We start from the raw sequence: 15,775 nt of genomic DNA on the forward strand, positions 1-15,775 counted from the left end.
CGCAGATTTTTTTTGCTCCCGTGCGCCTGTAGTACACAGGTGAATATGCAATGGTACGCCTGAGCTGGGAGGCAAAACTCGGCCTCTTTCTGGTTGCCGTGAGCGTCGTCGTCTATGCGGCGAAGTTCTCTATCCTTGGCAATGTCGAGAATACCTACTATTATGTCTTCAACGCCCTCGGCTTCCTCCCCCTCAATGTCCTGCTCGTGACCCTCATCCTGAACCAGCTCCTCACGATCAGGTCGAAAAGGGAGAAACTGGAGAAGATGAATATGGTCATCGGGACCTTCTTCTCCGAGGTCGGGACCGCCCTCCTGATCCGGCTCTCGGACCGCGACCCCGACCTGGACACGGTGCGGCAGGACCTGATCGTCGGGAATGACTGGTCTGATAAGGACTTCGGCCGGGTGCGGGGGCGCCTGGAGACGTACGCCTGGTCGGCCGCGGCCGACCGGGACGAGCTCGTCGCCCTGCGGTCGTTTCTGATGGCAAAGAGGAACTTTCTCCTGAGGCTCCTGGAGAACCCCGTCCTTCTTGAGCACGAGAAGTTCACCGGGGTGCTGAGGGCGGTCTTCCACCTCACCGACGAACTGGAGCGCCGCGATGACCTTGCCGCCGCGCCCGAGGCCGACCTGAGGCACCTCAACGGCGACGTCACCCGTGTCTACGGCCTCCTCGTCGCCCAGTGGCTCGACTACATGCAGTACCTGAAGGCCAACTACCCGTACCTCTTCTCTCTCGCGATGCGGACCAACCCCTTCGACGAGACGGCGTCGCCGGTGGTCAGGGAATAATTTTCTTTTTTTGGCTGTGGAGAGGTGCTCATGCTCCGGTCGATGTCTCCCCCTTGATCTCGCGGAGTGTTCGCGCGTATCCCCTGCCTTCCCCACAATCCAGACCGGGGGTTTCACCCCCAGACAGCGAAAATCAAAGATTTTCTCGAACTCGCTGACGCTCGTTCCCCGCTCAGGATAGAACCGGAGAAGGGCGAAGAGGAGATCCTGAGGAGGGAGATTGCCGTCCCTCCCTATCCCATGTTTGGGGGACGTGCTCCTCAGCACAGGAATTTTCCAGCACTGAAAAAAAGGAAAAGTGTGGTCAGCGTCTCCCTGCCCTGAGGAATGCGGCGCCGATCGCGAGGGCCGCGGTCCAGAGGGGCAGGGGCGACTGCTGTGTCGTCGGCGGGACCGTTTCCGTTCCGGTTTCTGCCGGTGTCGCCACGCCCGACCCGGCGCTGGCCGACGTCACGACCGGTGCCGGGGTCTCGGGCGTGCCGTTCTCTGCCGCGATGGCAAAGAGGGAGAGGCCGTCTGTCTCTGCGGCGAAGCGGGCCATGCCGTCCTTCTCCGCGGTGACCACGGTCGCGAGGGGCTGCCATGCGCCGTCGACGTACCTGAGAAGTCTGACGTCGCCGGCCGTGCAGGCGTGCGCCTCCAGCCATGCCGAAGGCACGGCGAAGGCGATGGTCTCGCCGGAAAGCCTGTCTGCGGTCGTGCGGTACAGGGTCGCCTCCACATAGGCATAGACCGCGCCGTCAGGGGCGTCGGCCGCCGCCGGGAGGTTTGCCCTCTTCACCGCGACCATGAGGCCGTCGATCTCGTCCTTCGCCCTGAGCGTGACCGCCGTGACAGGCGTGCCGGCCAGCGTCAGGGTGATGTTCTCGCCGGCACGGAGACTGCCTGCCGCACCGACCGCAGCCTCAGACTGGCTGCTGCCGCCGCTGCCGTGCGAGGAGAGGGGGGCCGGTCCGACCGGTGCCGCCGAGACGGCAACAAGCCCGAACTCGCAGAAACCGTCGGGGGACTCGAACCTGAGGACCACCCTCTCGCCCTCCCTCCGGATCTCCTCTGGCAGGAGGACGCTGGCGCTGCCGTCGTCGCCGATGCGCACGACCCTGATGTTTGCGACGCCGCCGCAGGCATCCACCCATGCCGCCGGGACGCTCATCGTCACCGTGGCATTCCTGATCTCCCTGCCGTCCGTAAGGTTGGTCGTCCTGACTTCAAGGGACGCGGCAAGAGCGTCGATCTGCAGCCTGTTTTCCGCGGCAGCCTGCCGGAAGGCGCTCATGGTCTCTGCAGATGCATTATTCCCGAGGACGGTGGAGATTGCCGCTCCTGCGGGCAGACCGGAAAGTTCCGCGCCGACGCCCGCGGAGACCTCTCCGGCCCCCTCTGAGACGACCGAGACCGCCCGTGTCTCCAGGAGGATTTCCTGGATCGTGCCGCTGATGGTGCCGTTCTCCTCACGGGCGTCGCCCGGCGTGACGAAGGTCAGGGTGAAGAAGTCTCCGGCGACCCGGATCCTCTTTCCGTCGTCAGAGACCGACGTCCGGCCGGACGCGTTCACCGAGACATTCTGCCCGGTGACGGTGCACCCCGGCACGTCCAGGGAGACCTTCGTTCCCTGCTCCGCGTCGCCGACCGGCGTGACGGTGATGCTGCTCGTGTTCGCCCTGGTGGTGACCAGGTCGCCGCCGTCGCCGTCGACCTGCCGCACGGCGATCCTGAGGTCGGACGACCCGCCCAGCAGGCCCTTCACCCTCACCGTGCCGAGCACGACGTCCTCGTCGCCTGCACGGACGGCGTCGTCGAGGTCGACCGCCCGCATCATGACGCCGTCCTCCGTCTCGCGCGAGAGGTTGAGCGTTGCCCAGGCCGGGAAGGAGGCGCCGGTGATCGCGGCCACCTCCGGGTCGGCGACCGAGACGTCCATCTCGTACCCGGCAAGACCCCACGGGGCGCGGCTCATGGTGATGGATACCTCGGTCTCGTTACCCGCGTCCAGGGATGAATGAACGGTGTTGAACGAGAGTTTTGGTTCCTCGTAGACGGTATAAGCCTTCAGGCAGACATTGGTGTCCGCCATCCGGGTGGTGAGGTCTTCCCACGCCACGCCGTCGGCGCTGATATAACTCTCCCCGGCCCCGGCCTGTGCGCCGGAAGAGAAGCCTGCGATCGGTTCTTCGACCGCGAGGGGCTGGTAATAGCCGGGCGTCGTGAGCCTGACGACCACCGAGAATCTCTGGCCCGGCGTCAGGGGCACGGGCGTCGCGAGCGGGAAGGTGTGGTAACCGGGCAGGACCTGGGTGCCGGAGACGGTCGTCACCGGGCCGTCGGCCGAGAGGGGGCCGTCTTTCGGGTCGAGGTAGACCGAGACCTCGTAGGCGGCGTTCGGGGCCGGGGTGAAGAAACCGACCGCGCCCAGGCTGTTGCCCGAGGTGGCGGTGAAGACGTTGGCGGCGTACGCCGTCTCGCTCCTGAGACCGATCGCCGCGGTCCAGCCCAGGGGGTCGTGGAGATAGACGTCGCGGTAGTTGTCGGTATCTTCGGCCGTGAAGACCGCCTTGTCGCCGCGGTCCGCGTCATAGTACGACTGGTAGAAGTAGCCGTCGTCGCCCCAGTCGGTGTTCCAGGAGTTCCTGACGATGAACGCACCGTCGCCCGGCGGGGCGAAGGTGAAGTTCTCCTTGCTGTAGGTGTCGTCCCAGCCGACGATCAGGACGGCGTGGCCGCCGCCGACGAGCCAGGGGTCATAGTAACTGGCATGGTCCTCGTTGTAGAAACCGTTCGACCAGTACATCGAGGAGTAGACCCCGCCGTACTCCTTGACCGCCTGCTTGATCAGGGTGACATTGGAGCGGTCATCCCTCTTGGGGAGGAAGTCCACGTCCTGGACGTGTTTCCGGACGGTGAGTCCTGTGGGGGAGACGCCCGAGACCTCGCTGTACGGGTCGTCGGCCTCGTTCACCGGGCCCGACCAGCGGGAGAAGTAGGCGGTGGCCATGTAGGCGTTCCCGCCTTCGTGGTGGGCATAGTCCAGGCCGTGGGTGTTTTTCAGGTTGTTCTCGGAGAAGTCCCGGACCTCCTCGGGGAGGAGGGTGGACTCCAGGGAACCGAGGGCCGCAAATGCCCAGCAGCTGCCGCACTCTCCCTGGTCCTTCACCGACCCGACCCGCCCTTCGTCGCGGAGGTCGAAACGGCTCTCCGAGGGCGCGGGCCTGAAGGCCGAGGTGGTCCGCACCTCGCTGCCCTCGGGCCAGGCGACGGTCACCGGCGAGGGGATCTCGCCGCAGAGTTCGTCGGTGTGGTCGCCTTCGTCGATGGGGGCGGCGGCCATCATCATGCGGTCGGCCGGCGCCTCTTTTTCTTCAAGATAGTGCACGAACTCCGGGTTGAGCGGCGCCTCGGTCACCTCCAGTGCGGAGGCTGCCGGGGCCGCGGCCCAGAGGAGCAGGCAGACGCAGAGGAATACGCCTGCCAGACCTTTCAGTATTCTGCTATTCATATCTCCAGCCACCTGTCTCATATTCTGTCCGTCTCCATGGAGCGGTGGACGGTCACGATGTCGTCGAAGTCGATCCGGCCGTTGCCGTTGTAGTCGAAGACCCGGGGGTTCTTCTGCGAGAGGACGCTCTCGACGTGCTCGAAGTAGGTGATGATGTCCCTGAAGTCCAGGGTGCCGTCGCCGTTCACGTCCTCGAAGAGGCCGTCGCCGTCACCGTCGCCCGGGATGCCGACGCATCCGGGGAGGGGCGAGAGGCCGACGACGTCGATGATACCGGGTTTGCAGATCACGGGGGTCTCTTCGCCGTTGTCCGCGTAGACCACGGCGTCGCTGGCCGTGATCCCGGCCGTGCCGTCGGCGAGGCCCCTGACCTTCAGGGTGGCGAGGACGACGTTCGCCGCGCCGGCCTCGACCGTGGTGCCGTCGTCGCTCGCAGAGATGGTGACGGTGGTGCCGGGCAGGACGCCCTCACGTGACTGTGCGCCTCCCATCGTGGCGAAGCAGACGTCGGTGATCCGGGCGTTGTCGTTATCGAGAGAGACAGTGAAGGTGTAGTTCTTCAGGCCGTCGGGGAAGTGATCGACGACGATGGCGACGTTGCGCTCTGTCCCGGCGGCGACCGTTGCCGTGACCGGCGCGAACGAGATCACCGGGGCGATATCGGTGAGGGTGACGTTGTCGAGCCAGCCGCAGTCCTCGCCATAGGAGTTGTACGCACGCTTCTCGTACGTCCACCGCAGGGTGTGCTCGCCCTTCTCCAGGGTGTACGCCGCGGTCTGCCAGCCGTCGCCCTTGCCTGCGATCTCCTCCTGGATCTCGCCGTCGATGGAGAAGGCGAGGACGTCCGAGTACTTCATCGAGTAGCCGTCATAGGATGAAACCTGCCAGTCGAAGGTGAGGTTCTTCGGGCCGGTGACCGTGGTCTCGATCCAGGTCTGCTGGTTGCGCGTGATCGCACCGCTCTGCCCGCAGCTGCCGCCGACAAAGGTCTCGCTCAGCTGGACAAACCAGGGTGCGTCGCCGCCTCTCGTCCAGGCGAGGCCTTCGGCGTCGAGGGCCTCCTCGAAGGTCGGGGTGACGGTGATGTAGCCCTTCTTGACCTCCATCTGGCCGTCAGGGGCGGTGCCCTTCTGCACGATGAGGGTGACATTGTAGACGCCGGGTTTCGTGTAGGTGTGCGTCTGGTTCCTGCCGACCGCCGAGTCTTCGTCGCCGAAGTCCCAGGCCCAGTGGGTCGGGTTCCCGGTCGCGTAGCCGGTGAAGTCCACGGTGAGCGGGGCCTCGCCCCAGGTGACGTTGCCGACAAAGTCGGTGTCGTCGACAGGGGTGAAGGTGACGTTGTCGACCCACCCGCAGTCTTCCATCATGCCGGAGGTGGAATCTTTCTCGTACACCCACCTGACGGCGTGCGTGCCGAACCCGAGCCTGTACTCCTCTTCAGTCCATTCCTCCGGGAATCCGAAGATGTTCTTCTCCTCCTCGCCGTCGATGAAGAGCCTCAGGTAGTCGTGCCTGGGTTCCGAGGAGACGTTCCAGGCAAAGGCGAGGTAGCCGGGGCCGGTGATGTTCGCCTGGAGCCATGACTCCTGGTTGTCGCCGATGGCGCCGCTCCGTGCCGAGGTGGTGCCGGTGTGGACGCAGTCGACGTCCACGAACCAGGGTGCGTTGCCGCCCGTGGACCACTCGAAGTCAGGGGCCTCGACGGCCTCTGCGAGGGTGGCGAAGGGGACGACCGAGACGGTCTCTGTCGCGGTGCTGGTGCCGGCGTCGTTGGTGACCGTCAGGGTGACGGTGTACGCCCTGACCTCCTCGAAGGTGTGGGCCGGGTGCTGTCTGTCAGAGGTGGCGCCGTCGCCGAAGTCCCAGGACCACGCGGTCGGGCACCCGCTTGAGGTGTCGGTGAACTGCACCGTCGCCGGGGCCATCGCCCGCGTCACATTGGCCTCGAAGGCGGCCGTCGGCCGGATGGCGCCCGAGGTGTAGGTGACGTTGTCGAGGTGGCCGCAGTGGTGTGACGAGTGGTAGTACGCGTTGGTGTAGGTCCACCTGAGGGCGTGCTCGCCGGGCGGAACTTCATAATACCCGCCAGGCCAGTATTTGCCCTCCTGGGTCCCCTTGATCTGCGAGACCCTGGTCCCGTCGGCCGAGAATACCAGCAGCCCGCAGTAGGTGGAGGAACTGGAGTTGATATTCCAGTTGAAGGTGAGCACGCCGGGGCCGGTGACCGTCGTCTCGATCCAGGTGGCGTTGTCCTTGGATGGGATGGCGCCGGTCCTCGCGGAACTCCCGCCTGTCAGGGCGCAGTAGAGGTCGGTGAACCAGTCGAGGTCGCCGCCGGTTGTCCAGGTAAGTTCTGGGGCCTCAACGGCCTCACCGAGCGAGATAAGTTTGATGACTTTCACCGTCTTTGTCACGGTGTCGGTGCCGAGGACGGCCGTACCGTCGGCGTCCTTGCCGGCGATGTTGGTGACCGTCAGGGTGACCGGGTAATCGCCGGTGTTTTCGTAGACGTGGACCGGCGCCGCGTTCATGGCATGCGCCGAACCGTCGCCGAAGTCCCAGGACCAGGCGGTCGGGAATCCTGCGGAGGTATCGGTAAACTGCACGGCCAGGGGCGCCATGCCGCGGTTCTCGGTCACGTTGGTGACGAAGTCCGCGACAGGGTCGCCGCCGCCGTAGGTGTAGGTGACGTTGTCGAGCCAGCCGCCGTTCTCCGCGGTGTCGGTGGTCAGGGTGGAGTAGGTCCAGGTGACGGTGTGGGTGCCGTGGCCGATGGGGTAGGTCTCGTGGTACCACTTCGTGTCGTACTGGATCTTCTTGTACAGGTCGTCGTACTGGCCTGCATCGTCGACCGCGAACTCCATCTTGCCCAGCGGCATCCCATAGACCTTGCCGGGGTTCACCTTCCAGTCAAAGGAGAGGGTGCAGGGGCCTTCGACGGTGGTCCGGACCCAGGATTTCTGGCCCGAGGTCAGCGCACCGGCGCTCTTTGCCGCGGCATAGTCGACGTACTCCGGCCCCTTCACCGGGGACCAGGTGGCGTTGCCGCCCGTGGTCCATGCGAGGTCGGGAGCGTCGAGGGCCTCCGCGAGGGTGACCTCGCCGATGGACCTGATGTATCCGGCCTTCGTTACGGTGTCATCCGCGCCGTCTCTGGTGACGGTCAGGGAGACGTCGTAGACGCCGGCCGCAAAGGTGTGAACTGGATTTTTCTCATCGGAGGTCGTGCCGTCGCCGAAGTCCCAGTGCCGGGCAGTGATCGCGCCGGTGCTCTGGTCGGTGAACTGCACGGTGAGGGGTGCGTCGCCGGCGGTGGTGTTGGCGGTGAAGGCGGTGGCGATCTCCTGGGTGTAGGAGACGTTGTCGAGCCAGCCGCAACTCTTGCCGTCAGATTCGTCGCCATTCCAGTTGTTTTTCCAGTATGACCATTTGAGAACGTGTTCTCCGGGTCCGACCTCGAATGTTGCGTCCTTCCAGGTCTCGTCCAGTCCATCGATCTGCATCTGGTCCTTGCCGTCGAGGGCAAAATAGAGGGCTTCGTAGTATTCATCGCACGAGACCTTCCAGGAGAAGGTCAGGGTGCCGGGACCGGTGACTCCTGTCTGCAAGTCCGAGAAGCCGACTTCCCATTCATCGGCGGAGAACGTGCCGCTCCGGGCGCAACCGCCGCCGATGCCGTCACCGACCTCGACCGTCCAGTCCTTGTCGCCGGCATTCACCCATGCGAGGTCCGGGGCGTCGAGGGCTTCCTTTAGATTCGTGGGGACGGGAACCGCCTTCGGCGTGAAGGTGACGTTGTCGAGCCATCCGCCGTTCTCGGGTTTGTCACTCATCTTGGCTGCGTAGGTCCACTGCAGTGTGTGCTCGCCCTCGCCGAGGTCGAAAGACTCATGCGCCCGGTCTTTAGTCGCCGTGATCTTCCTGTAGTTGTTCCCGTCAGATGAGGTCGCACCGTCGATGGAGAATTCCAGGCTGCCCTGGGATCCGAACATAGAGTTATACTGGATGTTTGCCTTCCAGTCGAAGGAGAGGGTGCCGGCGCCGCTGACCGTGGTGTTGATCCCGGTGGACCCAGAGCTGGAGAGGCAACCGCTTCTGGCACTGTCTCCATCTGTCACGCCGTCCGTGATGTCGACGCCCCAGGTGGCTTTGCCGCCCGTGGTCCAGGCAAGGGAGGATGCGCCCACAGCGTCGCCGAGAGTTCGGGCCTGTACGACCTCGATGAACTCTGTCTTCTTGACCGTGTCAGGAGACCCACCTTTCTGGACGATCAGGGTGACATTGTAAGTGCCGGCCTTCTGGTAGAGATGGGCCGGACTCTTCTCGGTGACGTGGTCTGAGCCGTCGCCGAAGTCCCAGTCCCATCCGCTGACGTCGCCGGTGGAGAGGTCGGTGAACTGCACGGCCAGGGGCGCCATGCCGCGGGTGACATTAGCGGAGAAGTCGGTGCACTCTTCGGCCGAGAAGGTGACCGCATCAAGCCAACCGCCGTTCTGGGCTTTGACGCCCATGCCCCCCTTGTGATAGGTCCAGGTGAGGGTGTGCTCGCCGGAACCGATCTCAAAAGACTCCTCTGTCCAGACAGACTCGGTGCCGGAGATCTGCTTCTGCTGGACACCGTCAATGGAGAACGTGTAATAGTCGCTTGAAGGGGAGGTGACGTTCCATGAGAAGGTCAGGGTACCTGGCCCGGTGACCGAGGTCTCGATCTTCGAGTCACCCCAGCTTAAATCCGGCCCGCTCCTGGCAGAACTTCCGCCTTTCACGGCGTGTTCGGTATCGACAATCCATGCCTTCGTGGAGGTGTCGGTCGTCCATACAAGGTCCGGGGCGTCGACCGCGGCCCCGAGGCCTGTCTCTTCCGCGGCCGCGGGCATCGCCAGCAGGCAGAGGAGCCCGATGGCAATGATCGCAATGGTCGCATCCTTTTTCAAACGTATTTTACTTGGCGACATGGTTCAATCAGTTCTTTAAATTGTATGATGATGAGGTGCGTTTTGAACCATGAAAAAAGCTACTAATGAACTTTGATTACAATTTTGATCTTAAAATGGGGTCTGATATATGATCGTTACGTTTGTTGAATCTCATTAACGTGTTGAACTTCCGGACACACCGTGATAATCCTTATCCCCCGGGAGAAGACGTTGCACCGTCATGATCTCTCTCCGGTATGCCGGGACGACCATGGACGAGGAGATATACGATCTTCAGGACTCTTTGAGAATAATAGGGCCTGAAATCATATGGTCTGGTGCCGCGGCAGGGGCCGGGAGTGCGGGGCCGCTTGCCCCTGTACTCTCAGGGGGAATGCCAGAAAAAGAGGGTTATGCCGGGTCCTATTCAGTGCTGATAGAAGTACCGGTCGATCTCCCAGGGGTGGACCGTCGTCCTGAAGGAGTCCCATTCCATCTTCGTGATCCGGTCGAGGTTCTCGACGACGTGGTGGCCGAGGACATTGCAGAGGAGTTCGTCCTCCAGCAGGTACTGGTTCGCCTCGAGGAGGGTGCCCGGCAGGGTGTCGATGCCGGCCTCCTTCCTTTCGGCCTCGGTGAGTTCGAAGATGTTCAGCTTCGTGCTCGCGGGCGGTTCGATCTTGTTCCTCACGCCGTCCATGCCCGCGGCGAGGATGCAGGCGAAGGTGAGATAGGGATTGCAGGTCGGGTCGGGGCTGCGGAGTTCCATCCTGGTGGACTTGCCGCGGGGCGCCGGGACGCGGCAGAGGGCCGTCCTGTTCGAGGCGCTCCAGGAGATATAGACCGGTGCCTCGTACCCGGGTACCAGGCGTTTGTACGAGTTGATCGTCGGGTTTGCGAGCCTGGTGATGCCGCGGATGTGCTTCAGGACGCCGCCGATGAAGTGCAGGGCCGTCTCCGAGAGCTGGAGGGGTGCGTACGGGTCATAGAAGGCGTTCTGTCCGTCCTTGAAGAGGGAACAGTTGGTGTGCATGCCGCTCCCGTTGATCCCGTAGATGGGCTTTGCCATGAAGGTGGCATGGAGGCCGCGCTGGAGGGCGATGGTCTTTGTGGCGAACTTGAAGGTGACGACATTGTCGGCGGTCTGGAGGGCAGGGCCGTACTTGAAGTCGATCTCGTGCTGGCTCTCGGCCACCTCGTGGTGGGAGGCCTCGACGGTGAAGCCCATGTCGGTCAGGGCCAGGACGATGTCCCGGCGCACGTCCTCCGCAAGGTCGGTAGGGGCGAGGTCGAAGTAGCCGCCATGGTCCTGGAACTCCAGGGACGGCCTGCCGTTGACCATCTTGAAGAGGAAAAATTCGAGTTCGGGGCCGGTGTTGAACTCGAACCCGTCCTTTGCGGCGTCGGCGACGACCTGCTTGAGGATATACCGCGGGTCGCCCTCGAAGGGTTTCTTGTTCGGCATATAGACGTCGCAGATGAAACGGGCCGCCCGACCCTCGTCCTTCCGCCAGGGCAGAAGGGTGTAGGTCGCCGGGTCGGGCTTCAGCACCATGTCGGACTCCTCGATCCTGGCGAAGCCTTCGATCGACGACCCGTCGAACGATATCCCATCGGTCAGGGCCTTCTCAGCCTGGACGGGCGGGATGGCCACGTTCTTCGGCTGGCCCAGGAGGTCGGAAAATTGTAGACGGATGAATTTGACGTTATCCCTTTCGATTCTCTCCAGGAGTGCTGATACCTCGTCGGCTGGCATAATGGAAACATGGTTCCACCCAATAGTATATATGGCTAATTGGTACACTTTTTTGCGACAACCACCGCCAGAGGATACCTGGCAGTGGTGGAGTAGACCATGTGTGGAATCATCAGCGTCGTCGACCGCTCAGGTGCGGTGATGGACGGCGCACGGATCAGGGACGCGCTTTCGATGATGGACGAGCGCGGCAGCGGGGAGGGTGCGGGGTATGCAGCCTACGGTGTCTACCCCGAGTTCGCCGACTGCTATGCAATCCATGTCTTCTTCGACAATATCGTGGAGACAAAGGCGCCGGTGGACGCCCTTCTCGAGACCTGGGGGACCATCGTCCACGACGAGGAGATCCCGACCTATGAGCAGGCGCACCTGAGGAAGGTCCATACCCCCTGGCGCTACTTCTTCAGGCCCGACCCCACTCTCATGAGCGGGACGCCGTCGCCTGAGGACGACATCGTCACCTATCTGGTGATGAAGGTGAACACGACGATGCCGGGGGCGCTGATCTACTCTTCAGGGAAGAACATCGGGGTCTTCAAGGCCGCAGGGTGGCCCGAGGACGTCGCCGACTTCTACCGCATCCAGGACTACAAGGGCTACATCTGGCTCGCCCACAACAGGTACCCGACCAACACCCGCGGCTGGTGGGGGGGCGCCCACCCCTTCAACCTCCTCGACTGGAGCGTCGTCCACAACGGGGAGATCACCAGCTACGGCACGAACCGGCGGTACATCGAGAGCTACGGCTACAAGTGCACGATGTTCACCGACACCGAGGTGGTCGCCTACCTCGTCGACCTCCTTGCCAGGAAGCACGGCCTGGACGAGAGACTCGCGGTGCGTGCCCTGGCCCCGCCCTTCTGGGACGAGATCGACCGCATGCCTGCGAAGGAGCAGGAGCTCAACAAGGCCATCCGCCTCACCTACGGGTCGGCGATGATGAACGGGCCCTTTGCGATCGTCGTCGCAAACCGCGACGGCATCGCCGGCTTCACCGACCGGATCAAGCTGCGGCCTCTCGTCGCCGCGGAGGAGGGCGACCGGATGTACATCTCCTCCGAGGAGGCGGCGATCCGGCGGATAGCCCCCGAACTTGACCGGGTGTGGATGCCGCGGGCCGGCGAACCTGTCATCGGGAGGGTCCGCTGATGGCGATCGGGAGCGTGCCCCTCCGGTATAAGATCACCATCGACCCTGACCGGTGCATGGAGTGCGGGCGGTGCATCGAGAACTGCCCGTACGGGACGTTCCGGAAGGAGGGCGACCGTATCGTCGCCGTCTCCCGGAACTGCACCGCCTGCCACCGGTGCATCGCCATGTGCCCGCGGGACGCGATCTCGCTCGAGGAGCGCCCGGTGGACTACAGGTCCCACCCCCTCTGGACGCCCGAGGCGCGGGAGGCGATCTACAACCAGGCGCGGACAGGCGGGATCATCCTCGCGGGCATGGGCAATGCCCTGCCCCTCCCCTCGATCTTCGACCGCCTCCTCCTCGACGCCTGCCAGGTGACGAACCCCTCCATCGACCCCCTCAGGGAGCCGATGGAGCTGCGGACCTACCTGGGCAAGAAGCCCTCGAAGCTCGCGTTCAGGAGGACGGAGTCGGGCGACGTCGAACTGGAGACAAAACTCGCCCCGAACCTGATGATCGAGACCCCGATCATGATCGGGCACATGAGCTACGGGGCGATCTCCCTCAACGCGCAGCTTGCCCTGGCGCGGGCGGCGCACGAGGCCGGGACCTTCATGGGGACAGGGGAGGGCGGGATGCACCCCGACCTCTACCCGTACCAGAAGCGGGTGATCGTGCAGGTGGCCTCCGGCCGTTTCGGCGTGGACATCGACTACCTCAACCGCGGGGCGGCCATCGAGATCAAGATCGGCCAGGGCGCGAAGCCGGGCATCGGCGGCCACCTCCCCGGCGAGAAGGTCGGCCCTGACGTCTCCCGGACACGGATGATCCCGGAGGGGAGCGACGCGATCAGCCCGGCGCCGCACCATGACATCTACTCGATCGAGGACCTCGCCCAGCTCGTCCGCTCGCTCAAGGAGGCGACAGAGTGGCAGAAACCGGTCTTCGTGAAGATCGCCGCGGTCCACAACGTCGCCGCGATCGCGGCCGGCATCGCGCGGTCGGGCGCCGACGCCGTCGTCGTGGACGGTTTCCGCGGCGGGACGGGCGCGGCCCCGAAGGTCTTCCGCGACCATGTGGGCATCCCGATCGAGGCGGCGATCTCGGCCGTCGACCAGAAGCTCCGCGACCAGGGGATCAGGAACGAGGTCTCTGTCATCGCGAGCGGCGGAATCAGGGACGCCGCCGACGTGACGAAGGCGATCGCCCTCGGCGCCGACGCGGTCTACATCGGCACCGCGGCGCTCGTCGCCATGGGCTGCCGGGTCTGCGGCAACTGCTACCGCGGCCTCTGCCCCTGGGGGATCGCGACGCAGCGCCCCGACCTGGTCGCCCGCCTCGACCCGGTGCGGGAGGGCGAGCATGTGGCCAACCTCATCCATGCCTGGACGATGGAGATCTCCGAACTGATGGGGGCGGCCGGGATCAATGCGATCGAGAGCCTGCGGGGCAACCGCGACCGCTTGCGGGGCTACATGCTCGACGAGGGGATGTTGCAGGTGCTGGACGTCAAGACGGTGGGGGCGTGACGATGGCGACCCATATCGATGCGGCAGGGGTGCACTACACCCCCCTGAACAAAGAGGTGCGGGCGGCGGTGGCCGCCGGCGAGACCGAGATCGTCCTCGACAATGTGCTGGGCCAGCGCTTTATCGCGGACGGTCTCGTGGGCGATGTGACGATCACGGTCAACGGGGTGGCCGGCGGCGACCTCGGCATGTTCATGCGGGGCCCGACTGTCGTCGTCCACGGCAATGCCGACCACGCCCCCGGCAACACGATGGAGGCGGGGACGATCGTCATCCACGGGAGCGCCGGGGACGCGGTCGCCCACTCGATGCGCGGCGGGAAGGTCTTTGTCAGGGACGATATCGGCTACCGCGGCGGGATCCACATGAAGGCCTACCATGAGAGGAGGCCGTACCTGGTCGTCGGCGGCGATGCCAGGCCGTTCCTGGGCGAGTACATGGCCGGCGGGACGATCCTCCTCCTCCGCCTGAACGCCCCCGGCCCCTTTGCCGAGCGCGGGCTTGCGAGCGGGATCCACGGCGGCGAGGTCTTCATCAGGGGCGAGGTGGAGGGCCGCTGCCTGGCGGTCGGGGCGGTCAGGATGCCCTTCGGGGAGGAGGACCGCGCCCGGATCCGGCCCCTTGTCGAGGAGTTCTGCCGGTACTTCGGGGCCGACCCGGCACCCCTCCTTGCCGACGACTATACCCGGATCGGTCCGGCGGGCACGAGGCCTTTTGCCGGGAAATACACCTGGGAGTGAGAGAGATGGCGGAAAAAAGTTACAAGGACCTTGAAGCCGAGGTCTGGGAGACCGGCCGCTGTGCGCGCTGTGGTGCCTGCATCGCGGTCTGCCCGGCCGACGCACTCTCGTTCCCGGAGAATGCGCACGGCCACCCTGTGTCGTCGAGTTACTGCAAGATGGAGTGCGACGACGTGCCGTGCGGCGCCTGCTACCTGGCGTGTCCCCGCGTCGCCGACGGCGCCGACCCGGCCAAGCCCCTGGGCGACTATATCTCGGCGGTCTCGGCGCGGGCGACCTTCCCGGTGCCGGGCAAACAGAGCGGCGGCGCGGTGACGGCGGTCCTCGTCCACGCCCTCGAAGCGGGCCTCGTCGATGCGGTGGTCACGGTCTCGGAGGACAGGTGGACGAGAAAGCCGCAGTCGGTGGTGATCACCGACCGCGAGGCGCTCGTCGCCCAGGCAGGGAGCAGGTACAACTGGTGGGTGCCCCTTCTCGCCGCCCTGAAGGAGGCGGTGGTCGTGCGGAAGTACCGCCGGGTAGCGGTGGTGGCGGTGCCCTGCGCCGCGGAGGCCGTCGCACGGATACGGACGAGCGGTTTCGACCTCCACGGGCCGTACGCCCGTGCGATCCGCCTGCTTGTCGGCCTCTTCTGCACGGAGAGTTTCGACTACACGGCGCTGATGGAGGGGAAGATCCGGGGCGACCTCGGCATCGAGCCCTGGGAGGTCGAGCGTCTCGACGTGAAGGGGTACCTGGAGGTCACCCGTCTCGGCGGCGGCACGGAGACCGTCCCCCTCGCGGACCTGGAGGGCTGCATCCCGGAGGGGTGCCGGCACTGCACCGACTTTGCCGCGGTGCACGCCGACATCTCGGCCGGTGCTGTCGGGAGCCCGAAGGGCTACTCGACCCTGCTCGTCAGGACCGATGCCGGCCGGGGCTTTGTCGCCGGTGCGGTCGCGGCGGGACTTCTCGTCGTGGACGGCGAGGCCGACCTTGCAAAGGTCGAGGCCCTGGCAAAGAGGAAGGTGGCGCGGTCCCGGCAGGAGTAGGGCGGCGTCGCACTTTTTTTCCTGCACGGTCCCGAATCATTTTTTTCGGGGGGATCTGCTGTTCTCTGTTGAAGGAGGAACTCCATCCGCTGCCTCCCCCCTAATCCCGGCCGGGGGACTACGCCCCCGGACCCCCGCTCAGGATTGGACCGGGGAAGATAGAGCCGGAGATTTGTTTTTCAGGCACAGAAAATCGAAGATTTCTTAGCATTGAAATGCTTTGCATTTCCCGTGAACCGAGAGTTTTTCGAGAATGGGTGTGTGACAGTCCCCCGGAACTGGCACTACAGAAAAGAAAGATATAATGGTGCGCCCGTCCCCATTCAGGTGAGAGAACCTTCGACAATGCCCCCCGGCCGCGGAGGCATCAGGTGAGTCCATGGAA

8 protein-coding genes are annotated in these 15,775 nt (G+C 64.6%); 5 read left to right on the top strand and 3 right to left on the bottom strand.

Annotated elements, in window-relative coordinates:
* The first annotated feature begins 50 nt into the window (after positions 1-50).
* Complete coding sequence (locus PHP59_RS04160; protein ID WP_300164045.1) at positions 51-794, top strand: hypothetical protein; 744 nt, start codon at positions 51-53, stop codon at positions 792-794.
* Positions 795-1,098: 304 nt separating this feature from the next.
* Here the strand turns inward: PHP59_RS04160 and PHP59_RS04165 are convergent, their stop codons facing one another.
* The 3 genes from PHP59_RS04165 to PHP59_RS04175 all read right to left on the bottom strand — a co-directional run bounded on the left by PHP59_RS04165 (position 1,099) and on the right by PHP59_RS04175 (position 10,959).
* Positions 1,099-4,287: a lectin like domain-containing protein gene (locus tag PHP59_RS04165; RefSeq protein WP_300164048.1), complete on the bottom strand. Its 3,189-nt coding sequence runs from the start codon at positions 4,285-4,287 to the stop codon at positions 1,099-1,101.
* Between the two features lie 17 nt (positions 4,288-4,304).
* Positions 4,305-9,221: a PKD domain-containing protein gene (locus PHP59_RS04170; RefSeq protein ID WP_300164051.1), complete on the bottom strand. Its 4,917-nt coding sequence runs from the start codon at positions 9,219-9,221 to the stop codon at positions 4,305-4,307.
* A 409-nt stretch (positions 9,222-9,630) separates the two neighbouring features.
* Positions 9,631-10,959 (bottom strand): glutamine synthetase family protein, encoded by a 1,329-nt coding sequence (locus PHP59_RS04175; RefSeq protein ID WP_300164054.1) that lies wholly within the window; start codon positions 10,957-10,959, stop codon positions 9,631-9,633.
* A 99-nt stretch (positions 10,960-11,058) separates the two neighbouring features.
* On the opposite strand from PHP59_RS04175, the gene PHP59_RS04180 reads away from it, so the two are divergent.
* Genes PHP59_RS04180 through PHP59_RS04195 form a run of 4 tightly spaced genes read left to right on the top strand, consistent with a single transcriptional unit; the run spans position 11,059 to position 15,390 of the window.
* The gene (locus tag PHP59_RS04180; RefSeq protein WP_300164057.1) at positions 11,059-12,108 is read left to right on the top strand and encodes a glutamine amidotransferase family protein; all 1,050 of its coding nucleotides are present in this window, start codon (positions 11,059-11,061) and stop codon (positions 12,106-12,108) included.
* Positions 12,108-13,619: a glutamate synthase-related protein gene (locus PHP59_RS04185; RefSeq protein WP_300164060.1), complete on the top strand. Its 1,512-nt coding sequence runs from the start codon at positions 12,108-12,110 to the stop codon at positions 13,617-13,619. Before PHP59_RS04180 ends, PHP59_RS04185 begins: the two co-directional genes overlap by 1 nt.
* A gap of 2 nt (positions 13,620-13,621) precedes the next feature.
* Entirely contained in the window at positions 13,622-14,359 is a 738-nt protein-coding gene (locus tag PHP59_RS04190; protein WP_300164063.1) for a hypothetical protein, read from the top strand.
* 5 nt (positions 14,360-14,364) lie between these two features.
* Complete coding sequence (locus PHP59_RS04195; RefSeq protein WP_300164066.1) at positions 14,365-15,390, top strand: Coenzyme F420 hydrogenase/dehydrogenase, beta subunit C-terminal domain; 1,026 nt, start codon at positions 14,365-14,367, stop codon at positions 15,388-15,390.
* Positions 15,391-15,775 lie beyond the last annotated feature (385 nt).

Source organism: Methanofollis sp. (assembly GCF_028702905.1).
In the GTDB taxonomy this organism is placed as follows: Archaea; Halobacteriota; Methanomicrobia; order Methanomicrobiales; family Methanofollaceae; genus Methanofollis.